Annotated in this window: 27 protein-coding genes; 13 read left to right on the top strand and 14 right to left on the bottom strand. The window is 60.3% G+C overall.

Annotation, left to right across the window (positions count from 1 at the left end; all coding sequences use genetic code 11):
* Window positions 1-4: 4 nt before the first annotated feature.
* From I6F31_RS17060 to I6F31_RS17070, 3 genes are all read left to right on the top strand, one after another.
* Window positions 5-928 carry a LysR family transcriptional regulator gene (locus tag I6F31_RS17060; RefSeq protein ID WP_025032176.1) on the top strand — a complete coding sequence of 308 codons (924 nt, stop codon included), beginning with the start codon at window positions 5-7 and terminating at the stop codon, window positions 926-928.
* A gap of 447 nt (window positions 929-1,375) precedes the next feature.
* Window positions 1,376-2,284, top strand: a complete 909-nt coding sequence (gene dapA / locus I6F31_RS17065; RefSeq protein WP_225185763.1) for a 4-hydroxy-tetrahydrodipicolinate synthase — start codon at window positions 1,376-1,378, stop codon at window positions 2,282-2,284.
* 278 nt (window positions 2,285-2,562) lie between these two features.
* Window positions 2,563-5,250, top strand: a complete 2,688-nt coding sequence (locus tag I6F31_RS17070) for a toll/interleukin-1 receptor domain-containing protein (protein ID WP_225185764.1) — start codon at window positions 2,563-2,565, stop codon at window positions 5,248-5,250.
* 173 nt (window positions 5,251-5,423) lie between these two features.
* On the opposite strand, the gene I6F31_RS17075 is transcribed toward I6F31_RS17070, so the two are convergent.
* Entirely contained in the window at window positions 5,424-5,642 is a 219-nt protein-coding gene (locus I6F31_RS17075) for a hypothetical protein (protein WP_225185765.1), read from the bottom strand.
* A gap of 151 nt (window positions 5,643-5,793) precedes the next feature.
* The gene (locus I6F31_RS17080) at window positions 5,794-6,177 is read right to left on the bottom strand and encodes a hypothetical protein (protein WP_225185766.1); all 384 of its coding nucleotides are present in this window, start codon (window positions 6,175-6,177) and stop codon (window positions 5,794-5,796) included.
* Window positions 6,178-6,263: 86 nt separating this feature from the next.
* Here I6F31_RS17080 and I6F31_RS17085 point away from each other — a divergent pair, with 86 nt between their 5' ends.
* On the top strand, window positions 6,264-6,482 hold the full coding sequence (locus tag I6F31_RS17085) for a hypothetical protein (protein ID WP_225185767.1): 219 nt from the start codon (window positions 6,264-6,266) through the stop codon (window positions 6,480-6,482).
* An 11-nt stretch (window positions 6,483-6,493) separates the two neighbouring features.
* Here the strand turns inward: I6F31_RS17085 and I6F31_RS17090 are convergent, their stop codons facing one another.
* From I6F31_RS17090 to I6F31_RS17130, 9 genes are all read right to left on the bottom strand, one after another.
* Entirely contained in the window at window positions 6,494-6,712 is a 219-nt protein-coding gene (locus I6F31_RS17090) for a hypothetical protein (protein WP_225185768.1), read from the bottom strand.
* 5 nt (window positions 6,713-6,717) lie between these two features.
* The gene (locus I6F31_RS17095; protein WP_225185769.1) at window positions 6,718-6,939 is read right to left on the bottom strand and encodes a hypothetical protein; all 222 of its coding nucleotides are present in this window, start codon (window positions 6,937-6,939) and stop codon (window positions 6,718-6,720) included.
* 11 nt (window positions 6,940-6,950) lie between these two features.
* A complete protein-coding gene (locus I6F31_RS17100; RefSeq protein WP_225185770.1) occupies window positions 6,951-8,009 on the bottom strand; it encodes a phage major capsid protein in 1,059 nt (352 codons plus the stop codon).
* Window positions 8,010-8,080: 71 nt separating this feature from the next.
* On the bottom strand, window positions 8,081-8,329 hold the full coding sequence (locus I6F31_RS17105) for a hypothetical protein (protein WP_225185771.1): 249 nt from the start codon (window positions 8,327-8,329) through the stop codon (window positions 8,081-8,083).
* A gap of 383 nt (window positions 8,330-8,712) precedes the next feature.
* Window positions 8,713-9,081, bottom strand: a complete 369-nt coding sequence (locus I6F31_RS17110; RefSeq protein WP_346656492.1) for an excalibur calcium-binding domain-containing protein — start codon at window positions 9,079-9,081, stop codon at window positions 8,713-8,715.
* A gap of 421 nt (window positions 9,082-9,502) precedes the next feature.
* The gene (locus I6F31_RS17115) at window positions 9,503-10,753 is read right to left on the bottom strand and encodes an AAA family ATPase (RefSeq protein WP_225185772.1); all 1,251 of its coding nucleotides are present in this window, start codon (window positions 10,751-10,753) and stop codon (window positions 9,503-9,505) included.
* Between the two features lie 39 nt (window positions 10,754-10,792).
* Window positions 10,793-11,383 (bottom strand): hypothetical protein, encoded by a 591-nt coding sequence (locus I6F31_RS17120; protein WP_225185773.1) that lies wholly within the window; start codon window positions 11,381-11,383, stop codon window positions 10,793-10,795.
* 192 nt (window positions 11,384-11,575) lie between these two features.
* A complete protein-coding gene (locus I6F31_RS17125; RefSeq protein WP_225185774.1) occupies window positions 11,576-11,797 on the bottom strand; it encodes a hypothetical protein in 222 nt (73 codons plus the stop codon).
* A gap of 252 nt (window positions 11,798-12,049) precedes the next feature.
* Entirely contained in the window at window positions 12,050-13,240 is a 1,191-nt protein-coding gene (locus I6F31_RS17130; protein ID WP_225185775.1) for a site-specific integrase, read from the bottom strand.
* Window positions 13,241-13,635: 395 nt separating this feature from the next.
* Between I6F31_RS17130 and I6F31_RS17135 the strand changes: the two genes are divergently transcribed.
* Window positions 13,636-13,785 (top strand): hypothetical protein, encoded by a 150-nt coding sequence (locus I6F31_RS17135; protein ID WP_167361666.1) that lies wholly within the window; start codon window positions 13,636-13,638, stop codon window positions 13,783-13,785.
* A 147-nt stretch (window positions 13,786-13,932) separates the two neighbouring features.
* Window positions 13,933-14,061, top strand: coding sequence for a hypothetical protein (locus I6F31_RS36525; RefSeq protein WP_260345777.1), 129 nt, complete (start codon window positions 13,933-13,935; stop codon window positions 14,059-14,061).
* A gap of 69 nt (window positions 14,062-14,130) precedes the next feature.
* Here I6F31_RS36525 and I6F31_RS17140 read toward each other — a convergent pair whose 3' ends face one another.
* Window positions 14,131-14,808, bottom strand: coding sequence for a ParA family protein (locus I6F31_RS17140; RefSeq protein WP_025032179.1), 678 nt, complete (start codon window positions 14,806-14,808; stop codon window positions 14,131-14,133).
* Between the two features lie 415 nt (window positions 14,809-15,223).
* Complete coding sequence (locus tag I6F31_RS17145) at window positions 15,224-15,574, bottom strand: hypothetical protein (RefSeq protein ID WP_036009533.1); 351 nt, start codon at window positions 15,572-15,574, stop codon at window positions 15,224-15,226.
* Window positions 15,575-15,935: 361 nt separating this feature from the next.
* On the opposite strand from I6F31_RS17145, the gene I6F31_RS17150 reads away from it, so the two are divergent.
* The 3 genes from I6F31_RS17150 to I6F31_RS17160 all read left to right on the top strand — a co-directional run bounded on the left by I6F31_RS17150 (window position 15,936) and on the right by I6F31_RS17160 (window position 18,587).
* Window positions 15,936-17,102 (top strand): CaiB/BaiF CoA-transferase family protein, encoded by a 1,167-nt coding sequence (locus tag I6F31_RS17150; protein WP_225185776.1) that lies wholly within the window; start codon window positions 15,936-15,938, stop codon window positions 17,100-17,102.
* 2 nt (window positions 17,103-17,104) lie between these two features.
* Complete coding sequence (locus I6F31_RS17155) at window positions 17,105-18,028, top strand: CoA ester lyase (RefSeq protein WP_225185777.1); 924 nt, start codon at window positions 17,105-17,107, stop codon at window positions 18,026-18,028.
* A 154-nt stretch (window positions 18,029-18,182) separates the two neighbouring features.
* Window positions 18,183-18,587, top strand: coding sequence for a nuclear transport factor 2 family protein (locus I6F31_RS17160; protein WP_225148068.1), 405 nt, complete (start codon window positions 18,183-18,185; stop codon window positions 18,585-18,587).
* 32 nt (window positions 18,588-18,619) lie between these two features.
* Here the strand turns inward: I6F31_RS17160 and I6F31_RS17165 are convergent, their stop codons facing one another.
* Window positions 18,620-19,117, bottom strand: a complete 498-nt coding sequence (locus I6F31_RS17165; protein ID WP_225148069.1) for a DinB family protein — start codon at window positions 19,115-19,117, stop codon at window positions 18,620-18,622.
* Window positions 19,118-19,823: 706 nt separating this feature from the next.
* On the opposite strand from I6F31_RS17165, the gene I6F31_RS17170 reads away from it, so the two are divergent.
* The 4 genes from I6F31_RS17170 (at window position 19,824) to I6F31_RS17185 (ending at window position 23,394) form a co-directional block, all read left to right on the top strand.
* Window positions 19,824-20,228 carry a nuclear transport factor 2 family protein gene (locus I6F31_RS17170; protein WP_225148070.1) on the top strand — a complete coding sequence of 135 codons (405 nt, stop codon included), beginning with the start codon at window positions 19,824-19,826 and terminating at the stop codon, window positions 20,226-20,228.
* Window positions 20,229-20,342: 114 nt separating this feature from the next.
* Window positions 20,343-20,924: a hypothetical protein gene (locus I6F31_RS17175; protein ID WP_225148071.1), complete on the top strand. Its 582-nt coding sequence runs from the start codon at window positions 20,343-20,345 to the stop codon at window positions 20,922-20,924.
* Between the two features lie 352 nt (window positions 20,925-21,276).
* Window positions 21,277-21,855, top strand: a complete 579-nt coding sequence (locus I6F31_RS17180; RefSeq protein WP_225148072.1) for a hypothetical protein — start codon at window positions 21,277-21,279, stop codon at window positions 21,853-21,855.
* A gap of 255 nt (window positions 21,856-22,110) precedes the next feature.
* Window positions 22,111-23,394: a site-specific integrase gene (locus tag I6F31_RS17185; RefSeq protein ID WP_225185778.1), complete on the top strand. Its 1,284-nt coding sequence runs from the start codon at window positions 22,111-22,113 to the stop codon at window positions 23,392-23,394.
* Window positions 23,395-23,443: the final 49 nt, after the last annotated feature.

Raw genomic sequence — 23,443 nt, forward strand, 5'->3', positions numbered from 1 at the left:
AATCATGCCCCGAACACGCGACGGATTTACGGATATGGACTGGGACAAGCTGAAGGTGTTTCACGCCGCGGCGGAAGCGGGCAGCTTCACGCATGCGGGCGAGCAGCTCGGCCTGTCGCAATCGGCGGTGTCGCGCCAGGTCTCGGCGCTGGAGCAGGAGCTCTCGGTCTCGCTGTTCCACCGCCACGCCCGCGGCCTGATCCTTACCGAGCAGGGCGACCTGTTGTTCCGCACGGCGCATGACGTGTTCATGCAGCTGCAGGCGGCGCGCGCCAAGCTGACCGACAGCCGCGAGCGGCCGAGCGGCGATCTCAAGATCACCACCACGCCCGGCGTCGGCATCAACTGGCTGATCCCGCGGCTCGGCGAGTTCACCGCGCTCTATCCGGAGATCCGCATCTCGCTGATCGTCACCGACGAGGAGCTCGATCTGTCGATGCGCGAGGCTGACGTCGCGATCCGCACCCGCAAGCCGACGCAGCCGGATCTCATCCAGCGCAAGCTGTTCGCGATGGGCTTCCACGCCTATTGCTCGCCGGAATACATCAAGCGCTTCGGCACGCCGCGCACGCTGGAGGAGCTCGACTCCCACCGCATCATCACGCTCTCGGACGGCAACTTCGCGCCGCACCTGCAAAACCGCAACTGGCTGATCGAAGCCGGGCGCAACGGCTCGGGTCCGCGCGAAGCCTATTTCAAGGTCAACAACATCCTCGGTCTCGTGCGCGCCTGCGCGCAGGGCCTCGGCATCGCCGCCCTGCCCGATTACCTGGTCGAAGAGCAGAGCAAGCTCGTGCAGCTGTTCGGCGAGTCGGACTCGATCCAGCTCGACACCTACTTCGTCTATCCCGAGGAGTTGAAGACGGTCGCGCGCGTGCAGGTGTTCCGTGACTTCGTGGTGAGCAAGGCGCAACGCTGGCCGTCCTGATTTCCGCATGACTGACATGCGGCCTCGGCTGTTGCTGCAAGGCACTCGGCAAGCCCATAATGTTTGCACGCTGAGCCTTCGCGTTGCGCATTTGTCCCCCTCCTCCAGTGGCGCGGGAGTTCAGTAATCCCTCTTGGAAGGTGATTGTGTCGGCCTCACGTGGCCAATACCTAAGCCGGGCCCTCGGGTCCGGCTTTTTTTCGTCAAAATGTGCTTCGCTCTCCGCGTGTGTTGACAGTTCCGCGCATACCCCGCATCATTCGCCCATGATCACGAAGTCGTGCGCAATCGTTTCGAAAAAAGGCCCCCATCCCGGGGCCTCGGAATATTGCGCGCGCTAAGCTGACTTCGTCATCGCGAGCCAATCCCGAAAACCCCGCCGCCTGGACGGGGTTTTTTTCATGTGCCCTCCGTCTCAGGCATTTTTCCCGAGAAGGAGATGGAAACATGACCGGACTACGAGACCAATTGCACGGGCTGTGGTTGCCGCTGGTGACGCCGTTCCAGGACGGCGCGCTGGACGAGAGGTCGCTGCGGCGGCTGACCCGGCACTATTGCGCGCACGGCATCGACGGCCTCATCCTGGGCGCGACCTCCGGTGAAGGCATGACACTGCGCGCGGCCGAGCTCGAACGTCTCGTCGCCGTGGTGCGCGAGGAGATGGCGACCGCCGGCCGCAACTTGCCGATCTGCCTCGGACTGTCGGGCGCGGACACCTCGCGTCTGCAAGAGCGCCTCGACGAGACCGCGGACTGGCCGATCGACGGTTACCTGATCGCCAGTCCCTATTATGTGCGGCCGTCGCAGCGCGGCCTGCTGGCGCATTTCGAGACGCTCGCCGACCACGCCGCATGGCCGATCGCGCTCTACAACATTCCCTATCGCTGCGCCGTCAACATCACCAACCAGACCATGCTGCGCCTTGCCGAGCACAAGAACATCGTCGGCCTGAAGGATTGCGGCGCGAGCCGTGAGCAATCGATCGCGCTCTTGCGCGACCGGCCGAAGGGCTTTCGCGTGCTCACCGGCGAGGACGCCAATTATTTCGAGGCGCTCAGTGACGGCGCTGACGGCGGCATCGTGCTCTCTGCCCATGTCGAGACCGCAACGTTTGCGGCAATCTATAGCGAGCACAAGCGCGGCAACCACGATGCGGCGCTGGCGCGCTGGCACGAGGTCGCCGAGCTGACGCGGCTGTTGTTCGCCGAGCCGAGCCCCGCGCCGGCGAAGTACTGGCTGTGGCGATCCGGCCTGATCGACAGCCCGGAGGTGCGCCTGCCGATGGTGGAAGTGAGCAGCGAACTCGCGGCAACGATCGATCGCGAGATCGAGCGACGGATGACGATCGCGGCGTAGTTTTCTCTCCGTGCACGCTGCTCTTCCTTCTCCCCTTGTGGGAGAAGGTGAATATGCATTTTTTCTGTAAAATCAATCACATGACATTTCGATGTCCCGGCAGTGTCCTATCTAGCGAGGTTATTTCCTCCACTCTCCCCTGCGCTACAACGGTGCATAAGACTACACGCGAGTCCACGTGGGGAATAAGCTTCGGTATACTCTACAGGTTGTCTGAGTCGGTTATTCCGGACCCTCTGGTTGTGGGATCGCCGTCCAATCCCTCCATAGAGAACGAAATGACCGCGTTGAAGATTTTTCTGTCGTACAGCCATGCCGATGAATGGTTAAAGGACGAACTTATCACTCACTTTTCGGCCTTAAAGCGGGGCGGTCATGTCGACGTGTGGCACGACCGGCGCATTCCTGCTGGAGGACTGCTGGATGACGAGATCGATGAGAATCTGCATTCCGCCGACTTGTTCGTATTCTTGATTAGCCCTCATTTCATCCAGTCGGACTACTGTTTTCAGAAGGAATACCAAGCGGCAGTAAACCGTCGCGCTGCAGGAGATGCCGAGATCATTCCGGTTATTGTGCGGGCGTGCGACTGGGACGTGGGCGGACTCCGTAAGTTCAATGCGCTACCACGGGACGGCATTCCGGTGACCGAGGGCGCTGTTTCGCGCGCCGATGTTCAACAACGTGACAGAGCCTGGCTTCAGGTGATCGACGGAATCAAGGCGGTGATCCGTGAGCTTAAAAAAAAACTCGAGCCCCCTAAGGTAGTCTTGGGGTATCATGACAATCTCTTCCTCGTGGATTTTGTTCGCCATCCGTCGCTGGCAAAGTTTGACGAGCGAAAGATCCTGGTCGATCCCGATGTTTACTCTGAAACCAATAAAGAGCAGGTCTCAACCTTCACGCGCTTAGCTGAGATCTGCGCCACTGAAAAGGCCGTGCTCCTTACGGGAATAGACCGCTCTGGGAAGAGTGTAATCCTGAAGCAGTTGCACGTGCTGCTTGCTGAGACTGCAAACCCAGCCATCCTCCTTAGTGGAAAGCAAATTAGAAACCGCGACATCGAAAGGCTAATCAACCTCGCCCGAAACGAGCAATTCGAAGCAGCGCCATTCCCGCTCAACAAATTTCGAATCTTCATAGATGATTTTGACGACTGCACACTCCCCGATCGCATTAAAGAACAAATCGTCAAGACAATTTGCGACAAGTACCACAGTTGCGTAATTGTATCCTTCTCTAACGCTCCTAGCGTTTTATTCACGTCAAATGCACTGCCAAATCCGGTAGTTCTTCTAATAAATCCAATTACAGATGCGAAATTGCTCCAGCTTGTGGAGAAATGGGAATCCATCGGATTGCCGGATCATCAGAGTCCTGCTGACAATCACGTGCTTTCAGTCTTTGAAAAAATCCAGCTTGTATTCGAGCAAACGGGCCTGGAGAAGGCGCCACACACAGCTGCAACCTTTCTGCAGTTCATCGACTCTCTGTCGGCATCAGACATAAGTTTCTCCTCTTTCGCCGCATGCTACGACATCTTGATCGGGAACAGGCTTGGTCAAGCCGGCGTGAGCGTGAAATCATTCGACGAGATCCGCAATTTCCTTTCGCTCGTCGCGTACAAAGCCTACGCGGAAACCGAGTCTCCGTGCCTATCGAGTGCCTCGTTTATCGATTGCCTAACTGTTTTCGAGACGCAGTACTTGTCTGCTCCCGATGCGCTCCGAAAGAACACGGTGGGCCTGTTTCTCCAGCAAGAGGGCAACCAACTCCGGTTTCGAGAGGAGTATTTGTGGTTCTTCTTGTGCGCTCGTTATGTGGTTAAATTTCTGCAGTCGCAGGATCAGGAGAAGTACAAGGACTTCGTACAGTATTGTACCGCAAACATATTCCAGAGGAAGTTCGCGAATATCGTCATCTACATGGCATATTTCTCGACCGACAAATACGTTTTGGATTGTTTGCTACAGACGCTGGATGCCCTGTTTTCCAAAGCAAGCGATTGGATTATCTCAGATGATACGCGCGAGCTAATTGTCGGTCTCGCGACGAAGGATAGCCTTGAAATTGAATCGAAATCGGACGTAACAGAAAACCGCGTCCTCTTATTGCAGGAGAAGATCGCGGACATCATCGACGATGCAGCGCGAGTGGTTGCGCGGTACACGCTCCCATTTCTCAGTCCGAGCATTGGCGACTCGACGCATGTTGATAACCTCGAAGTCGCAGCGATCGACCACGACTCTTACATGCGGAGCGTCAATGCTCTCCTCCGAACACATTCTGTCATCGGCCAAATTTTGAGCGGCAGGTCTGGCACGTTCAGCGCAGGGCTCGTGATAGATTGTATTACCCGCATGGTGAAAGCGAGCGGCAGGTACGTCTCGCTCAATCATGCGATCGCAGCCGTCCTGATATATGATCGCGAGAAATCGATGGAAGAAATCCGGACCGCATTCCGCGCTGACAGTTCTTCGCTGGAAGAAAGATTTGAGAAAGTAAAGCGTATATTTGCTTTCTGGTCCGTTTACATCTCGCACGCTGGGTTGGCCCGTTACCTCAATCAAGAGCACTCCATACGAGCCTTGGAGAAGTTGGCGGCTGAGCATGAAAGTGCCGATAAGAAGACAGTCGCAGGAAACACACCGTTCAATTTCACTCTCGTAATGCTTGTCGCGCATTTGTACAGTTCGGGCAAAATCAACCGAAAGGAAATCGAAAACGCGATCCAGATCTATGGCGAGCACAGTTCGATCATCGCCCTGCTTCGCGTTGTGATCCACATGTATGCTTATTATATGCCGCTCACGATTGAGGATAAGCAGTGGGTTTCACAAAAGCTGAGAATGCCCCTCAAGAAAATAGAAGTTCAGCGAATGAAAGCGATCACATCTCCGGGCCGCCATCAACCTGCCGGGGAAGAAATAAGCGCCCAGAGTTCGCTTAAAGATATAAGAGGCTGAGGGATCACTCTTTAAACCCCGCGCCGGATGTGGAATCGCTACAGCTTCAATCAGGCCGGTATCGCGTCGAGCCATGGATCGGCGTCCGACCCATAGCTCGACGATGTGTGCGGTGCTTCGGCGTCACCACCAGCGGGGACTGCGTCAGACAAGCCGGGGTCTTGCCACTCCAGCTATCGAGGCCCGAACGCAAACCTCTCAACGTCTTCAAGGCTGGCGTCATACTGCCGGGTGCCACAGCCGCTGATCACGACGTTCCTGTGATCGACCACCATATAGCCGGGGCTATAGAATGGTCGCAGCCAGGACCGCGCGGGCGTCTTGCAAAGGCGCATATCCCGCTCGGCGAGCTGACGACGAACGCGATCTTCACGGATTTTGATTGAAGCCATGACAATGGATTCCTTCTCGAAGGAAGTTTCCACTGTTGTGGCGATCCCGCTAGCTCGCTTGTGGGTTGGCGAGGGGCGAGGGCAACCTTGGTTGCGCGCACCATCCAGCTAGATCGCTTTCAATCGCTCGTCAAGGCTCGTCGTCAGAAACCTATGGACCCTCAGGGTTCGGCTGTTCAATCAGGCCAGCATCGGCCAGCGCGCGGCCGACAAGCCATTCGACGAACCCGGCGACCGACAGCCCGCGCATCGCTGCGGCGCGCTCCAGGGCCGCCCTGCGCGAGTGTGGAACTCGAATTCCGACCGCGAAATTATTCTCCGAGGTGCGCATTGTCTCTGTAGGTCTTCCTTTCCTGCGCAGCTCATCGATGACGCGGCCATAGTCGATCGGCGGCTGTGCCTGGCACCATTCATCCGATCGACGTTGCTGCTCCTTCCAGGCAGCTTGGCGAGCCGCGCGGCGAGGTGCGCTATATTTGCCATGGGTGACAGCGTTCTGGTTGAAGGGCTGACCGCCCCGCTTCCGTTGTGACATTGGTTTTCGGCCGTTTCTCAAAAGTTGCGGCGTCTAAAATGAGACCCCCCGACCGGTCGAAGTCCCCCAGGCGCATAGAATTCGACATGCCCCCCCCCCGTCGCCGGTCAGTGGATCGTGAGCACGCCCAGCAAGGCCGCTGCCTCGCGCGCTCGCACCAGGGCTCGGCCCGGTTCACCTGCACGCACCAGCTCGGCGGCATCGCGGAGGAGCGCAACGGCTTGTTCTATCTCCAGGGCAGCTTCACCGAACCGTCTGATGCCGGCGCGCAGCTCAGCCGCGCTCGCCCGGCACTGCCGAGCTGATTCAACCAACGTCATTCAGCACGCCCCGCGAGCAAGCTCGCGGTCCTCTCCGGCGCCGGAGAACGCTTAGCAGGTGCCGCAACACTCGCCTCCAGATCGGCGATGCGGCTCGCCTGAACCTCCAGAGCGCGGCGGAACAGCTCGAACTGACGCTCGATGTTCTCGCGCTCGGCTTTCTGCACGCGCGCAACTTCCTCGCCGATCGCCGCCGCGAAATGCTCCAGGTCCACTGCCATCACGCACCACCGTTCCGCCGCCGAGTTTCGTTGATGTATTCCTGAGCCAACTCCGCACGCTCGCGCCGAGCCGGGTCATTGAGCCAACGCTGATGCTCCGCAGCCTGTTGCTCCAGGCGCTCAAGTGTCTCGGCAACTGTCGCGAGGACGCGCTCGGCGCGAGCTGCCGGATCATCCGCTTCGGTTCTGGCTTGCCCGCCGTTGAAGGAATAATCCGGCATCTCTCCCACCGTCACCACGTCACAGCGTCGGTATAGGCGACGCAAGTCGCGCGACGCTTGGCGAATGCGAAGTCGTGCAACAAGCGGAACGCCGTCGAAGCGGTTTGCCACAGACTGCGAACGGGATCGGCCGTGGTCGGACCCGTGTTGCTCACGATCTCAAGCGGCACGCTAGACATGTGGAGCGTTGCGGCGTTGGAAGCGTCGATTTCCGGTGCCCCGTCCGTCGCAACCAACAACGCTGCGGCGTCTGCCGCGATGACCCGATCGGCCGGCACCGCCGCGCTGGCGGCCACGTCCAGAGAGGCAGCCAGGACAGGATCGAGGATGCGCAGCTTGGCGAGGCGCTTCGGAGCCATGACGAAGGTGACGTTGCCGCTGCCACCATCTGCGACAGTGGCGGCGAGATCAATCAGGTCTTGTTTCATCGCCGCGCTGTCGGCACCAGGAATTCCGGTGCCGGCAGTCACGCCATAGAGCAGCCCCGCAGGTGCCGCGCTCGTGGCAGCACTTGTCGAGAACAGCGCAGTGTCGAGGCCAGCGGCAAGGTCTTCCCAGAGCATCTGCGCGAAAATGCGTTCGGCGTCAGACCGTTTCGCGAGGTCACGCGAAAACGGGATGATGACCCCCATCTTTTTGGGCGGCCCGATCGTGACGCCGTTGAAGGCGTAGTTCGAAACCGGAATCGACGAATTCTCGGCGACGAAGTCCAGCCCACTGGCGCCGACCCGCGCCGGATAGCTCGTGGTGTTCTCTGGATTGGTCGCCACCGCCGGCGTTGCCAGCGCGATCAAGCGCGCGGCGCCCGAATACGGCGCGAGATCGTTGAGGTATGCGCCAAAGGACTGCTGAGCCAACTCAGCGGCCCAGCCGGAGCCGGTCGTCGATCCAGGTGCCGCCACAGCGCGGTTCACGATCTCCTTTGCAACCGGATCATCGAGAACAATGTCCTCATGCTCGCGCTGGAGGGCATGGCGCTGCACGAGCGCGAAACACGCGCGCATGAAGGGCATGCCGGAAGGCTTGGGATAGTCAGCGCGAACAGGGATCGGTCGCGGGCCTTTCGTCATTGGGTTGTTCCCGTGGTCTGTTGGGCCTGAACAACAAGACCATTTTCGGAGCGATTTGGCTGTCTACGCATCTACACGGAGCGCTTCTTTTTTATGGATGCCAAAAACTCGGAGACGACTCCAAGCATGGAGTCGAATATCTCTTTCGGATTTTCGCTCTCGCACTCCAGCAAGCGATCCGCGTCGATAAGCTCGCCGATCATTCCGTTGCAGACAGGCCCACCCACGAACCTCGCCTCATTGCGCTGATTTTCACGGTAGCGCCTCATGCGTTCGCGGTTGAGGCGCTTTTTGCGCGCCTTCGGAGTCTCGCTAGTCACTGCTGCTCCATAGTTTGCTGATCTCGTGGAACATCGCTTCCTGAACGTCGTATTGACCTCGCGGCTTCTTGGCGATGACGCCGCCGTTGAGCGCGTGATGGAAGGTCGGCCGTGGCGCCCCAGTTATGAGGGTAGGCTCCCCATCAGCCGGTAGTGGCGGGCACGTTCGGCCCTCACCCTGCTCTCGTCGCCCCACCTGCCAGCCGCGGCTACTCGGTTCTTGCTAGACAGAACAACGTAAGCGTTCGGCCCATACTTCTTCTCGTAACTGGCTCGTGTTGCCATGTTTGTCGATCCTGTTTTGAGCGCAGCACCATTGCTGCCCCTCCTAATACAGTCGCGACAAAATTCCATCCAAGGTTCTCACCGACTTGTGAACTTGGTCATGGCGTGCGGCGCGTCCACGGTTCGCAAGCAATTCCATCCTCGTCTCGGTCGTGGTGTTTCCAATAGCCGGGCTCCCCCCGTCTGGCGGGTGCCAAGCGGACCAAGCGGGCAAACTCACAGTTAGGCGCCGACGCAATATGTCTGAGCGTTGTCGTGATCGGCCAAGAACTCGAAGCAAGGAGCCAAATAGCCGGATAGGTAACCAAAATGGCAGCGATTGCGATCAATGCCGCCATGGCCCACCGCAGCTTAGTGGTGCGATCGTGGCGCGCCGATACCGTACGGAAACGGCGCTGCAATTCACGCATTCGCTGTTCAGGACGAGGACCGGGACGAACCGGATTAGGGCTGGGAAGGTGCGGCATGGGCTGGCTTGGCTCGGCCACGGTGGAAAATGGCTTAGAACAACATCTCACCTTGTATCATGAATTAAGAGCCCTGGTGCGCCCGGGCCGCGTTCTTTGCTTTTGTCTTTTCTGGTCGGGCGCTGCGACCGCCCCTTGGGTTATTCGGCTAAGCGGGGTTCGACGACGCCGCCCCCGCGATGATGCTGTTGATGTCCGACGACCCCGCGAGAAAGGGATGGCGGAAGGCGCAACGGTGCTTCCAGCACCGCTGGTGCGCTTCCACCAGCAGGGGGGTTATAGGGGGGAGGGGTGGAACGGTTGGTGGAAGCCGGTGGAAGCATGGTGGAAGGCCGGTGGAACGGTTGGTGGAAGCATCGCATTTCTGCGCCGCTGGAAGCTGGTGGAAGGCGGAAGCGCGGTGGAATGGCTGGTGGAAGCGTCAAGCCCGAGCGATGCGGGACCGCTGCTTGCTCTTCGGACCCTCAGTCACAACCCGGATTGCGTTGCTCGCGAAAAGTCGACGCATGGCAGCCGCCATGGCCTCCTTGTTGAGCTTCCCGTCATGGGCTTCCATCTCCTTACCGAACATGGCCGGGGCATAGTTCGTGCCGGGCTTGTCGGTGACGTTGCGGCCCTCTTTGGTGAAGCGGTCGAGCAGGCTCAAAAAGATGTGCTCAGCGCGCTGCTCAGCGATCTGCGGATCGAGCGATCCGCCACGCGGCTCAGGAACGAAGACGCCTCTCTGGTAGCGCAGCAGCATGCTGTCGCTGAGCGGACCGTACTGGTTCTTCTTGAATTCCAGAACGCGTAAGTCGGGATCAGTGACACCGCCCTCGTCCTGGGTGGCGGCACGCAGATACATGCGGCCACGGACCTTGCCGTGCCATGCCGTCGATCCGCTCAGGCCGGTGCCGCTGTTGCTGCCGGCTTGCGACGGATGGCTGTTGATAATCACGGCGCAGTTGGCCTGCATCGCCAGCTTGCGCATCAGACCGGTGAATGCAGACACCTGCACGCGATCGTTCTCGTTACCGCCGAACACGTCGGACAAGGTGTCGACTGCAACGATGGCTGGCCGGATGTCGCATGCCTGTTCGAACAGGCGGTCATAACGCAGCGTCGGCTCGATGTTACCGTTGCGATCGAACCGTGCCAGCGTCATGTCCTCGCCCGCATAGGACGAGGCATAGAACCCGTTGCTGATCAATTCTGAGAACGGTTCGTCGTAGTACTCTGCAATCGCATCAAGCCGGCGATGCAGCTCATCTTCCTCGTCCTCCGCACCGAGGTAGATCACAGGTCCCGGCTCAGGCACGCTGCCGATCCAGTCGCGCGCCAGGACGGTCGAGCACAGCAATTGCAACAGCAGGATCGTCTTGCCGGTGCCGCCCTCACCGGAGAACAGCGTCACCTGTCGCTGCGGAATGCGGTTGAGCACCGCCCATTCGCGGCGCGGCGGCGGCTCATCGTCCCAGCCGCGCATATCGATGAACTTGATCGGCTGCGACGCGGCGACCGCTGCCGCGTTGCCGGGGTCGGGGATGCGGGTTTCGTTGCGGGCCTTCGCGATCAACCCGTCGATCATCCGCTGCATGAAGGCGTCACGTGCGAGACCCGCCTTCGCGATCCGCTCTCTGATTTCGTCATCGGTCTGACGCAGGCGCATCGCGCGCTTGATCAACTCCAGCAACTCGTCGGGATCGGGCTTCTTAAAACCGCCGTGCATTAGTCAGTGCTCCTCGTTCTGTTCGGTATCACCGTCGATGCCATGTTCCTTGGCCCATTGCGCCCAGAAGGAATGCGGTTCGGGCAAAGGCTCGACTGCAAACGGATCATCCTCGTCGATCGCATTGGCGTCTTTCACATGATCGCCATTGATGTGAGGGCCAAGCGGGATGCCGTGTTCTGCCGCCTGCTTTAGCAGCCACTCACGATCAACCATGGGCTCCGGCTTCGGCGTCTCGATACGCGTCGCCGTCACATGATCACGCGCGATGAACCAGCCGCGCTCCTCCATGCGCGCGGCAACGTCATCGAAGTGGACGCCGATGAAGACATTGTGCGAGCCCTCGCCAGTGGGGATGCAGACAAAGCCGAGTTCAATCGCGGCGATGATCGCAGCGCCCGTGCTGACATAGGCAGTGCCCTGGCCGCGAGCCACAAGATCGCGACCGCCCCAATTCTCTGCCCAATGCTTGAGGTCGCTCGACACGGGCGACCGCAAATTGCGCGCCCAGCGGGTGCGGCGGCATCCGGCAAGCAGTTCCTTGACGATCTCGACCTGAAGACGGCTCACCGGCCGGCGCTCGGCCTCCGGCACGCGCTTGATGCGTGAACCGACGCGACGATAGCCGCCGTTCAGACCGTTCGCGCAGATCGTGAACCCGCCGACTTCGGTCGGCCCCTCTGCCTCTTGCGCGCGCGTGGGCGCGCTGGTATCAGCGAAAGACATTCTAGCAATCCCTTGAGAAGGTTATGGAGAGGCGGCCTGTGGCGGGCCGCTTTTCTACGACTAGGCCACGGCCTGCGCCGCATTCTCGCGCGCACGACGCCACGCCGCAGCAGCCTCGCGGGAGATCAAGACCCGCGTGCCAACGTTGAACGTCACGGGCATCAGGCCCTGCGGCTTCAATTTGTAGAACAGCTGCGAGCTGATGCGATGACGCGCGCAAAACTCGTCAACGCTGTAGGCGTCGGCATCGTCGGGTGCGTTGGGCAGTATCGGCGGGTGCATTGGTGGCTCCTGTAGGTTTCGGTGAGATCACATGACCTCAAATCACGAGGAGCTATATTAATAATATGGCTTTCGCCCTTGTCAGCAAGGCTACGGCCGGTTCCTGGTTCATAACTCAAACCGACCGTTGAAAAGTTCAAGAACCGGTTGACGCTAAGGTGCAAAGGTCGCGTCACTCTAGTCTTTCGTGCGCGAGTGCGCCTAGCGGCGGAGGTTTCACGCTGGTCTCTACACCACGATCGCTACCGCCTCTCAAGCGGCACGAGACAACCTGCTGAATTCGGCGCTCGTGTCGAAATCGAGCAACGTCGCCCTTGTCACTGCGTCGCTCGGATCGCCGATGATGTGCCTGCTGTAGTTCTTCTCGATCATAACAACCGACGTGTCATGATGCGCCGCGACCACGCGGGTCGGCACGCCTTTGAGCAACTGCCGGACGATCGATGAATGTCGCAAGGCATACGGCGTCACCTCCGGCTCCAGTTCGAGGCGTTGGACCACCGGACGGAAGAGCGTCGCCAAATTCCAAATCTTGTCGAACAGTGGCGCATGGGCAGCTCGGCCTGTCGCGTGTTGCCGCAGCGCCATCGCCAACCGCTGCGAGATCGGCAACGGGCGATGCTCGATCTTGCGGTTCTTGCCCTTGCGGCTGGTCGGCATCATCAGGCGCGGTGCAATTGGATGATCGTCCAGGAGATCGTGCGGCGTCAGCTTAAAAATTTGGCTCTCTCGTGCGCCGGTCTCTGCCAGGACATCGATCACGAGACCGAAGTCGGCGTCCTCGTCATAGGACCCGCTGACCAATGCCGCGACCGTGTGATCCGGGAGAATGACATTCCTCGCGATCTCGCTGTCCGGCAGCTTCTTCAATCCGTTCTGCCACGCAGCTGTGTTGCTGATGCGCTTGTCGTTGCGAGCGGCGAGAGCGAGCGCGGCCTTCAACGACCGGCCGATGCGGTCGGCGGACGAGGGCCTCAGACCGGCCTTGACCAGACTACCGCGCCAATCGCGCAGCTCGCGTTCGGTGAGTAGCGCGACGGCCTTGCGCTTCAAGGCATCGGGCAAGTGCAAGCGAAGCTGCGTGGCGTTGTACTTGCGGCCACCGCGCGTTTCCAGGTCGGCTTCATAGGCGGCGATGGCTTCGCTGATGCTGATCGGCTGCTCGCTGCTGCCGTCGCCAGCGCGCGCCAATGTCTTGGCGCGCTCCAGCGCTTGCCAATACGTCATCACACTTTCGCCGTTGGTGTCCTCGTGATCGTCGGCAAGAGCAAAGCGTTTCAGCCAACCATTGCACTTCACCGACCACGTGCCGGGACCAGCGTTGCGGCGATACGCAAGGAAGATGCCGGGCGCGATCAGCGCGGTGTACGGCTTCTTTCGGATCGCGAGCTTCAGGCGTGCAGTACGGTTTTCCAGAAATGCAGAACGCGTCCGGCGGACCATGGTGTCCCTCAAAATGTCCCCACGATGGGGGTGGAGGAGTATGGAGCCCACTGTAGCGCGGTGAAGATAAATTCAGCAACTACAATCACTTACACGAGCTACATGGAGCTGTGTGGAGCGCTATGGAGTGCACCTTCTCCCCTTGTGGGAGAAGGTGGCGAAGCGCCGGATGAGGGGTTTTCTCCAAGCGCAAGACTGTTTGTGTGGAGACAGACCCCTCACCCGTCTCGCCGCTCCGCGGCGAGCCACCCTCTCCCACAAGGGGAGAGGGTGAAGCGTGCCCGTTTGGTTAACCGCGCCCCAACGGCCTTCGCAGCTGCCGCAATCCGTATCCACGTCTCGTTTACGTGACTGCGCCTATCGTTCTGTCCAAAGTTACCGAAGGGGAAATGACCATGGGGTATCGCACCCGGCCTACGGCCGCGAGCCAGTTCGCGCCCGCCGATCTCTTGAAGGGAATTCTCGTCGTCTCGTCGTTCGGGTTCTGGGCCGTGATGCTCGGCCTGATGCCGGTGCTGCTGTTTCGCGTCTGGCTGGTCGGCTGAAGCTGCGCGCGCGGGATGGTTAATCCGTGGTAGCACCTGTGTTCAAAATGCACGGGCAGATGCGATCCGGATCTTAAAACATCGCTGCTATCACTGACGTCCATAAGCGAAGAAATCGCGGGGGCGTTTGTGAATAGTCAGAATGAAATGGCGTCGCATTTCGACGCCGAACAGCAGGGCTTCAGCACCGAGGACATTCTCTGGGCCGTCGGCATCTGGTCGGTGATCCTGACCCTGTCGCCGGTCATCGTGTTCTACATGCTGATGGTAGCGTGAGCGAAATCAGAAACGCAAAACGCGCGGACTTCCCGCGCGTTTTTCGCCGTTCGACATGATCAATGAAAATTAAGCTGCCTGCTTGTGCATTGCGCCGGAGGCCGATGCGGTGCCGCGGATAGCCTTGACCGAACGCTCGATCGCCGCCCACAGTCTTGCGATTTCCTGAGCCGCACGGCTCTCGGCCTGATACTCGCGCGCGCCTTCGCCGTGGCTGAGCGCCATCAACAAGTCCGAACGATTGGTGATCTGGCCGCCCCACACCGGAGCGCGGAATTTCGCCAGTGCTTCGCGGGCGATGGTCACGATCGGGCTTTCGGCTTCGTCGCGCTTGGCCGGGGCACCGTTGAGCACGACCGCGTAGGGCTTGCGCGCGGCGCGACACATCTGGATGGTTTCCTGCACGGCGTTGACGTCGAACACGCCGGGACGCGCCGGGATGACCACCATGGTGGCATTCTTGATCGCGTCGTCGACGACGGCCGAAAGGTTCGGCGGCGTGTCGATCAACACCCATTCATAACCGTCGCGCTTGGCCGCGGAGACGATGCCGCTGACGGAGTTGACGGCAGCCTTGATCGGGGGCTCGTTGGTGCCGCGGAGCTTGTGCCACAGCGTCAGGGAGCCCTGCGGATCGGCGTCAACCAGCATGACCTGCTTGCTCGCCTTGATCTGCGCGGCGAGATGCGCGGCGAGGGTACTCTTGCCCGAACCGCCTTTACGTGATGCGAAAACAATGACGTTCATACCTTCCGCCTCCAGATTGACCCCAGGCCGCGAAAATGAATCAGCGCGCTGATTCGTGAAAGAAAAATTTGTCGGGAGCTGCGCGACAGCCACGAAATAACAAGACGTGTTGGCTTTTGAGTCACACTGCTTCGCAGGACGGAGACACGGGCCGCATCGAAATGCCGCTCGGGCGCGCGTCTGTGCGTTTTTTGAGCAATGCGCGGGACAAAAGCGGAATGCAACCTTGCCGCGCAAACCTGCCGCGCGCTTTCTTTTCAGGGGCGCACGCCCGTCAATCGATGCAAGCCTTCCGGCGTCGTGCGAACAAAACGAGTCCGCAATCTGTCGCGAAGCCGATGTCAGGGCCGGAACGAGGAAAGCGCGCGATGGCGCGGCTTTGGTCGCTGGGCGCTCAGCCTTGGTCGCTGGGCGCTCAGCCTTGGCTGGATTTCTTCTTCGGCGCCGGCTTGGCGGTCTTCTTCGCAGCCTTGGGCGCGATCTGGGTCGGCTTGCCGGCGCGCTGCTCGCGCGGCGCCGGTCCGCGGCGGAAGAACACCGCGCATTGCGGCGAGAGCTGCGCCTTCTTCTTGATCATGCAGGCGGTGATGGCATCGACGTTCGGGACGAACTCGCCGCACAGCCGCATCGCGTCCGGCGTGCAGGCCTGCTGCTCCTCCTGGGTGTAGGCGAAGCCGGCGCGCGGCAGCGCCAGGATGGCCAGGGCAAGCGCGAGGCTTGCAACGGCCAAGGGCTTTGCAAAGGACTTGAAGCGAAACGCCGGCATCGATCCCCCCACATCACGAGTCAGGGCGAATAGTGGGTGAACGGCGGTTCGTTGGCAACCGAGGGCAAGTGCGAAAGCCGGCACGTGTGCGCTCTCGGCAACAGGTCAGGGGCCTCGACAGTTCCGGGAAACGAAACGAAGGCGCCGCTGTCGGCCCCAAACACAAAAGTGCGAAAACAACCCCATGCACAGTAGCCAAGTCATTGCAAACACTCACGTCGCCGAATTTTAGGATTTTTCGAAGCCAAATTTGACTTGTCGGGCAAAACAGGGGCATCATGTCACCCTCAAGAAGATGCGCGTGGGGTGGCCGGCCTGTCTCCTGCGCTGGTCGAAAAGCGCACACGAGGAGGACAATCACATGACAGGGAATGAAGCGGAGCTGCCGCTGTCGGGTGTGACGGTGGTTTCGCTGGAGCAGGCGATCGCGGCGCCGCTGGCGAGCCGGCACCTGGCGGATTGGGGCGCGCGGGTGATCAAAATCGAGCGGCCGGGCAGCGGCGATTTCTGCCGCGACTACGATCACGTGATGAACGGCATGTCGAGCCAGTTCGTCTGGACCAACCGCTCCAAGGAAAGCCTTGCCATCGACATCAAGAGCCCCGAGGGCCGCAAGGTGCTCGACGCCCTGCTGCCGCGCACGGATGTGTTCATCCAGAACCTTGCGCCCGGCGCGGCCGAGCGGCTCGGCCTCGATGCCGCTTCGCTGCTGCGCAAGTACCCCCGCCTCATCGCCTGCGACGTCTCCGGCTATGGCACTGATGGTCCCTACAGCGACAAGAAGGCCTATGATCTCTTGGTGCAGTGCGAGGCCGGCGTGCTCGCCATCAACGGCACCGAGGCGGAGCCGGCCAAGGTCGGGCTATCAGTCGTCGATATCGCCACTGGCATGTACATTCTGAACGGGGTGCTGATGGCACTGTATCGCCGCGAACGCACCGGCAAGGGCACGGCGTTCCAGGCCTCGCTGTTCGATTCCATCACGGACTGGATGAGCTATCCCGCGTTCTACACGCAGAATACCGGCCGGCCGCTGCCGCGCACCGGTGCCAAGCATGCGACGATCGCGCCTTACGGCCCGTTCCGCGTCGGCGATGGCAACACGATCTTCTTCGGCATCCAGAACGACCGCGAATGGCGGTCGCTGTGCCGCATCGTGCTTGGCGACGCCGACTTCGCCGACGACCCGCGCTTCCGCACCAATCCGCTGCGCATGCAGAACCGCGACGAGCTGCAAGCGCATATCGAGCGGCGCTTTGCAGCCATGACCAGCCCGGAGGTGCTGCGGCTGCTGGACGAAGCCGCGATTGCCAACGCGCACCTGAACTCGGTCGAGGCTTTCTTAGCTCATGAGCAGCTGCACGCCCGCGCGCGGGTGAGACGCGTGGGATCGCCGTGCGGGCCGGTGATGAGCTTCCTGCCCGCGCTCACCATTCCCGGCGTGACGCCGCGGATGGATCCGGTGCCTGACGTCGGCGAGCACAACGCGAAGATCCTCGGCGAACTCGGCCTCGGTGAGGGAGCGTGACAATGGTCTCGCTCCGGCCGACGCGGGCTTATCTCGCCGTTCCCGCGCATCGCGCCCGTGTCGTCGCCAAGGCGGCGGCATCATCGGCGGACGCGGTGTTCATGGACCTCGAAGACGCCGTGCCGCCCGCGGAGAAGGGCGTTGCGCTGACGGAAGCCGCCCGCGCGCTGTCCTCGCTCGACTGGGGCAACAAGCACGTCGCGGTCAGGCTCAATGCGGTCGACAGCCCGTTCATCGCAGAGGAGATCCGCTGCCTGGCGGCCCTGCCCCGGCTGGATGCTTTGATCGTTCCGAAGGCGGAGCGGGTGAGTGACATCGTTGCCATCGCCGATCGCTTCCGCGCAGCCGCGCCGGATCGCGCCGCGCCTGTTGCGCTCGAGCTGCTGATCGAGACCGCGCTCGGCCTCGTCAATGTCGACGCCCTCGCCGCCTGCCACGACAGCGTGGCCGCACTGCATCTCGGCGTCGGCGACCTCGCGGCCTCGCTCGGCGCCCGTACCTCCGACATCGGCATCTCGCCGGACGGCTATCGTCACGTCGGCTCCGCGCAGAGCGGCTACGCCGCCGCGCCGCTCGACCTGTTCGCCTATCCGATGATGCGCCTGCTGGTCGCCGCGCGCGCGTGCGGCCTGCGCGCGATCGACGGCCCCTGCGGCGCGTTCCGCGATGCCGGGCTGACCGAGGCCAGCGCGCAAAAGGCCGCGGCGATGGGCTTTGACGGCAAGCAGGTGATCCACCCCGACCAGATCGAGCCGACGCTGCGCGCGTTCACGCCCTCGGCCGAAGAGCTGGCCCAGGCGCGGCGGATCGTCGAAGCCATGGAGCAAGCCGAGTCGCTGGGACAGGGCGCGGTGACGCTGGACGGCAAGATGATCGACTACGCCAATGTGCGCATGGCGCGGAGGATCATTGGGCTGGGGTCGTAGGGATCGAAACGCGCGCTGAGGCGGTGTCGCCGTACAGCCAGCTAACGGGCCTGGATCGCGCCACGCTGAGCAATCGCAGCACGATTGCAATCACTTTGCCTTTGCACGCAAAGGTCGCTAGGCTGCTCCGATACATATTGCAGGGAGGGGCTACATGGCAAACCGCGAAGACATGCTCGCATTGATCAGGGCCGGCTACGCAGCGCGCGACGGCGGCGACACCGATAGTCTGGTGACGGCCTTTCATCCCGAGGGCGCATTCACCCTGATGGGCGACAAGAGTGCGCTCGAATTGACAGGACGCATGCAGGGCCACCCGACCCTGCGCGAAGCTTTCCATCAATTCACCGAAGGCTTCGGCTTCGAAGGCCGCGAGATCCTCGCCGAACTGGTCGACGGCGATCGCGTCGCCGTCCACTCCCGCGTCACCGTGCGCTATCACCCGACCGGGAAAGCGGTCAGCACCGAGATCGTGGACCTGTTCACATTTCAGGATGGCAAGATCGCGGAGCTGGTCGAGTTTGCGGATACGGCGCAGATCAAGGCGATGATCTCCTGACGCGCAATGGGATGAATCGAAGCGTCCTCGCGTTACGCCAGAAGATGAATGTCAGTCGGCTCCGGGGCTGCACCCGCGGCCGTCAACATCGCGTGGACCTGACCTCGATGGTGGGTCTGGTGATTGAAGAGTTGAATAGCAACGAGCGTCTTTGGCTTCTCGATTCGAGTTGAACCGTCCCCAGGGTACCAGAAAAGCATCCCGTTCAGGTCCGCGTCGCGCAATCGCGCTGACCACGCTTCGATTTCCTCGTTCCGTTGCAAGCGGAGCGCCTTGAAGGAATCCCAATCCGAGGGACTTGTGAGGGAATGCTTGATGGTTTCCTCCGGACGCGCGTTCCCTTTCAGCCGCTCCAGTATCAAGGCATCAGCCCAATAGAGATGGTTCAACGTAGCTGCAATCGACTGGAAGAACGCCCCTCGGTCTTGCCAGCGATCCTCGTGGGTCAGCCCGTCGGCGGCCGTTACCAAAGAGGCGTTCTGCCAAGTATTGTAGCGGGCCATAAGGCGGCAGTATTCGGCTGAGATCATTTTCTCAGGCTCCAAAGGTTGTCGATGTTGGCTGATCTCGGGACGTTGCCCCAGACGTGAGGAAGTTACGGTGACAGCAGAAAATTGGTCGTCACCAGTGGTCAATGGGACGCCCCTACGGAATCGGGGGTTGGTGCACTGTCACCGAAATATCCGTTCATGCTGGCCAGGCTGCCGGGCCTGCCGCCGATCGCCGCCGGCGCCATCGTGCTGTTCGCGGCGATGCCGCCCGGTGCGAACGCGTACATCTTCGCGTGCAGTATCAGCGGCTGGTGAACCCGGCGTTGGGCGCAGTGGCGCTGGGCACGCTGCTGGCGGCGACGACGCTGCCGGTGATGGTGTGGGTGGTGGCGAGGTGAGGCGTCGAAGGCTTTGCCGGCGACGCCTCACGGCCTAGCTGCGCCCAGTCCATCATTAGCGCAGGCCGAAGAACGAGAGCACCGCAGCAATCACGACGATCAGCCCGATGATATAGATGATACCGTTCATAGCTCAGATCCCTCAGCGTTGTCAGTCCTGCCGCAGCTACAAACACCTGGGGTCGTGAAAAGGTTCGCCGGTGCTCGCCGCCGTTTTCTTGCAGTATCGGGGAACGAAAACGAACGATCCTGCTTCGGCGCGCTGGAGCCCTCGCACCACCCGCGATAGTTTTGCGTTTACACGCAAAGGTCGCTAGTGTGCCTTGATACGTCGTAGGGAGGGTAACATGGCACAGCGCGAAGACATGCTCGCAACGATCCGGCACGCCTACGCCGCACGCGGCGACGATGACGTTGAGGGCTTGGTGACGACCTTTCATCCCGAGGGCGCATTCACTTTGAAGGGCGACAAGAGCACGCTCGAACTGGCAGGAAGCGTGCAGGGTCACCCAGCCCTGCGAGGGGCTTTCGGTCAATTGATCGAGGACTTCGGCTTCGAAAATCGCAAAATCCTTGCCGAGCTGGTCGACGGTGACCGCGTCGCGGTCCATTCCCGCGTTGACGTCCGCTACCATCCAACTGGAAAGACGTTCAGCACCGAGCTTTTGGACCTGTTCAGATTTCAGGATGGCAAGATCGTCGAGCTGATCGAGTTTGCGGATACGGCGCAGGTCAAAGCGGTGATCGCGTGACAAACTACGCGTATTTGCGGTGACGGCGCACAAAATTGCGTCGGACTTCCAGATAGCGCGCCCTGTGGAGATTAGTGCACTATCATCGTAATTCTGACTTCTCGAGAAGCGGAGATGACTAGAAAGGAAGCATTGTTGAAGGCAAAGCGTATCCGCAAGAGCGGTACGGGCACGGATACTCAGTATGAGGAGTGCATACGCGAGCACTTACCTTACGAAATTAGTATGCTCAGGGGACTCTACGGCAAGCTTCTATCCAACCATGACCAACTCGAAGCGAATGCCTTTATCGAGTCGTTTTTCTTGCACGCCCGAAATCTCGTCGCGTTCTTCAGGAATGACACCGATTGCGGCTTCGATCCTCGATACTTCACCAAGCAAGATTATAAAGTGGCCGGGAATTTCGTGCCCGCAGGTCTAGTCAAGAAAGTCAACCAGCAGATACAGCATCTCGGCTCCGATCGAACCGACAGGGGCGCGCTAAAGCTGGGACCGCCTGAGCGCGCAACGATTTATGACCTTTTAGAAAGGGAGATTGAGCGCTTTGAGCGCTCGCTAGAGCCTCCGTTTAAGCTGGACTGCCACGTCGCGTCAATCGGGACCACAATCACAGTCTCTATGCGCGCAACAACCACAAATGCGATCATCGTGCATTCCTCTGCACAATCGGCCGGTGAACTAAAGTCCGATGAATAGAGAATGGACAGCTCGCAAGTGGCGGAGTGACGCAGTTAATTCTCGGTGGCTAGCGTCGCGAATACCGCGACCTACACGATAGCCAATTTGTGCACTGTCCCCGTAACATATGTGGAAATCCCGTGCACTGTCAGCGTAACCGAGTATTCAAAGGGGACCGCTTCACCGGCGTCACGCGCGTTCTCTCCGGACTACAAGACTTGAAGCTTGCCAATCAATTGGAGCTCACAACCTTCGGTTTGTCGTTGCGATAGAGGAGCTATGGTGGCAGGCGTAACAACGGGGACGCATTCACGGCAAGGCGTGTCCATAATTGCCGCCCTTATTCATTTGCAGAGTATGAGAAAATCTTATGCACCCAGCGCCCGCTTTGAAAGTCTATATCCCTGACCCAACTAACGCCGAGTGTGAAGACTCATCTGCAAGGTTCCGCGATACGCTGGTCGCTGAGTTTCAACTTCCTTTTGAAGAAACCGATATCGGCACAGGCGCTAGTGAACAGGCCTTCTGGACCGTGCTGACCGATGCATGGCCCGTTGTTGCAGCCATTGCAGTCTTGTTCAGCGGCAAGAAGATCGAAGAGAACATAGAGGCTTGGCAGAAGCTCTTTAAGAGACTGGGACCGTTTATTGACCGCGGAGCGATATTCGATCGTGAGGGCGCTGCTATACTTGCGATGGATGGACTTCGATTGGCCCTCGGCAGATTGCCGGACACGGTACGTCTTGTCGGATATCACACCGACTCGCTCCTAAATTGGGTCAACGACTCCCCTGAAGTATGGCAAGCTGATCGAAGTCCCGTGTCAACTATTGACCCGCCACTGGATCAAGTTCAGGGAGCCACAATACATATCCTCCAGATCGAGGCGGACGGAAGAATGTTCAAAGTCGTAGTTCAAGGTTCAAGAGTCTTTACGATGGAACTGTAGCGCATCCGGCTCGTCGCGCTACTAAATCGAACAAACATTGTGCGCTAAACGATCGATCGCTGGTACAGTTGGGTGGGCTCGAACCACCGACCTCCTGTTCCACAGACACAACCAAGGCTCCGCCGGTACTACGCCATCCCCGCCGTTCCCACGAAAACAGCATTAATATCAATAAGTAAGACCGCCGCGCCTTGCCTTACCTGCGCTACAATTGGCGCTATGGTGGTAGCTACGTGGTAGCTACAAGGATGTTCGATGGCGGTTTCGAGTATCACGATCCGTGCAGTGCAAGCACTCAAGCCAGGCGAGACTATTTGGGACGCAGACCACCGCGAAGCGGTGCGGGGCTTTGGCGTTCGGCGTCAACGTGACAAGGCGACCTACGTCCTCAAGTACCGCGTGTTCGGCCGGCAGCGGTTTGTCACCATCGGTCCTCATGGCGCCCCCTGGACTCCCGAGCTCGCGCGCAGGGAGGCCAAGCGGCTTTTGGGCCTGGTTGCCAATGGCAAGGACCCGGCAGACGAGAAAGCCAAGGCGCGCCTGCAGGCGGCCGACACCCTCCGGGTGATCACGGATCAATATCTCCGGAACGCCAAAGAAAGGCTCAAGCCCAAAACCTACTCGGAAATCGAACGCTACTTGTTGGTCAGCTGGAAACCCCTGCATCCGGTCTCGGTTTTCCAGATCACCCGCCGTCATATCTCGGCTCGTATCGCTGACATCGCGTCCGGTCATGGAGCGGTCTCAGCAGCCCGAGCCCGGACGGCCCTGTCCTCAATGTTCAACTGGGCAATACGTGAGGGCCTCGACATTGCTGCGAACCCGGTTCTCGGGACCAATCGACCGGCGCAGCCGGGAAGCCGCGAACGGGTCCTGACCGAGACGGAGCTATCGGCCATCTGGCTTGCCTGTGGCGATGACGATTACGGACGCATCGTGCGTCTTTTGCTGCTCACAGCCCAACGCCGTGATGAAGTAGGCAGTATGCAATGGGCCGAACTCGATACAAGTTCGGGGCTCTGGACCCTGCCAGGCGCCCGGACCAAAAACCATCGCGAGCATTTGCTACCATTGGTTCCCGCGGCCTTGGCCCTACTCCCGCCCAGTCGAACCGGCCGAGACTTCCTCTTTGGTGACGGACCTCGACGCAGCGGTGATCCGCATCGTGGGTTCTCCGGTTGGTCAAAGTCGAAGGTGGCGCTGGATGCACGCATCGCGCAGGCCCTAGGCAAGCCCCTGCCCCATTGGACGGTTCACGATCTCCGGAGATCGGCGTCTACGGTGATGGCCGACCGGCTCGGCGTGTTGCCGCACGTCGTGGAAGCGATCCTAAACCACGTCAGCGGCCACCGGGGGGGCGTTTCCGGTGTATATAACCGCGCTAAGTACGCAGCCGAGATGCGCGAGGCGCTCGGACGCTGGGCAGAACACGTTGCAGCCTTGCCAGCCCAAAAGCCCGGAAAGGCAGGCATTGAGATAGCGGGCTCCGACCTTTCTCATACTGGTGTCTCTTACGGAGCTGTCGGCGTCTACCCCTAATTCAAGGACACTCCCTTCGAGCAGGCGGAGTTGGGTCAAATCGGGGAGA

Source organism: Bradyrhizobium sp. NBAIM01, from assembly GCF_020194115.1.
Lineage (GTDB): Bacteria > Pseudomonadota > Alphaproteobacteria > Rhizobiales > Xanthobacteraceae > Bradyrhizobium > Bradyrhizobium yuanmingense.

Bases quoted from the DNA above. Each gene is read 5' to 3' on its own strand.
- I6F31_RS17060 (WP_025032176.1), top strand. From the start codon at position 5: ATGCCCCGAACACGCGACGGATTTACGGATATGGACTGGGACAAGCTG.
- dapA (WP_225185763.1), top strand. From the start codon at position 1,376: ATGACCGGACTACGAGACCAATTGCACGGGCTGTGGTTGCCGCTGGTG.
- I6F31_RS17070 (WP_225185764.1), top strand. From the start codon at position 2,563: ATGACCGCGTTGAAGATTTTTCTGTCGTACAGCCATGCCGATGAATGG.
- I6F31_RS17075 (WP_225185765.1), bottom strand. From the start codon at position 5,642: ATGGCTTCAATCAAAATCCGTGAAGATCGCGTTCGTCGTCAGCTCGCC.
- I6F31_RS17080 (WP_225185766.1), bottom strand. From the start codon at position 6,177: ATGTCACAACGGAAGCGGGGCGGTCAGCCCTTCAACCAGAACGCTGTC.
- I6F31_RS17085 (WP_225185767.1), top strand. From the start codon at position 6,264: ATGCCCCCCCCCCGTCGCCGGTCAGTGGATCGTGAGCACGCCCAGCAA.
- I6F31_RS17095 (WP_225185769.1), bottom strand. From the start codon at position 6,939: ATGCCGGATTATTCCTTCAACGGCGGGCAAGCCAGAACCGAAGCGGAT.
- I6F31_RS17100 (WP_225185770.1), bottom strand. From the start codon at position 8,009: ATGACGAAAGGCCCGCGACCGATCCCTGTTCGCGCTGACTATCCCAAG.
- I6F31_RS17110 (WP_346656492.1), bottom strand. From the start codon at position 9,081: ATGCCGCACCTTCCCAGCCCTAATCCGGTTCGTCCCGGTCCTCGTCCT.
- I6F31_RS17125 (WP_225185774.1), bottom strand. From the start codon at position 11,797: ATGCACCCGCCGATACTGCCCAACGCACCCGACGATGCCGACGCCTAC.
- I6F31_RS17130 (WP_225185775.1), bottom strand. From the start codon at position 13,240: ATGGTCCGCCGGACGCGTTCTGCATTTCTGGAAAACCGTACTGCACGC.
- I6F31_RS17135 (WP_167361666.1), top strand. From the start codon at position 13,636: ATGGGGTATCGCACCCGGCCTACGGCCGCGAGCCAGTTCGCGCCCGCC.
- I6F31_RS36525 (WP_260345777.1), top strand. From the start codon at position 13,933: ATGGCGTCGCATTTCGACGCCGAACAGCAGGGCTTCAGCACCGAGGAC.
- I6F31_RS17140 (WP_025032179.1), bottom strand. From the start codon at position 14,808: ATGAACGTCATTGTTTTCGCATCACGTAAAGGCGGTTCGGGCAAGAGT.
- I6F31_RS17145 (WP_036009533.1), bottom strand. From the start codon at position 15,574: ATGCCGGCGTTTCGCTTCAAGTCCTTTGCAAAGCCCTTGGCCGTTGCA.
- I6F31_RS17150 (WP_225185776.1), top strand. From the start codon at position 15,936: ATGACAGGGAATGAAGCGGAGCTGCCGCTGTCGGGTGTGACGGTGGTT.
- I6F31_RS17155 (WP_225185777.1), top strand. From the start codon at position 17,105: ATGGTCTCGCTCCGGCCGACGCGGGCTTATCTCGCCGTTCCCGCGCAT.
- I6F31_RS17160 (WP_225148068.1), top strand. From the start codon at position 18,183: ATGGCAAACCGCGAAGACATGCTCGCATTGATCAGGGCCGGCTACGCA.
- I6F31_RS17165 (WP_225148069.1), bottom strand. From the start codon at position 19,117: ATGATCTCAGCCGAATACTGCCGCCTTATGGCCCGCTACAATACTTGG.
- I6F31_RS17170 (WP_225148070.1), top strand. From the start codon at position 19,824: ATGGCACAGCGCGAAGACATGCTCGCAACGATCCGGCACGCCTACGCC.
- I6F31_RS17175 (WP_225148071.1), top strand. From the start codon at position 20,343: ATGACTAGAAAGGAAGCATTGTTGAAGGCAAAGCGTATCCGCAAGAGC.
- I6F31_RS17180 (WP_225148072.1), top strand. From the start codon at position 21,277: ATGCACCCAGCGCCCGCTTTGAAAGTCTATATCCCTGACCCAACTAAC.
- I6F31_RS17185 (WP_225185778.1), top strand. From the start codon at position 22,111: ATGGCGGTTTCGAGTATCACGATCCGTGCAGTGCAAGCACTCAAGCCA.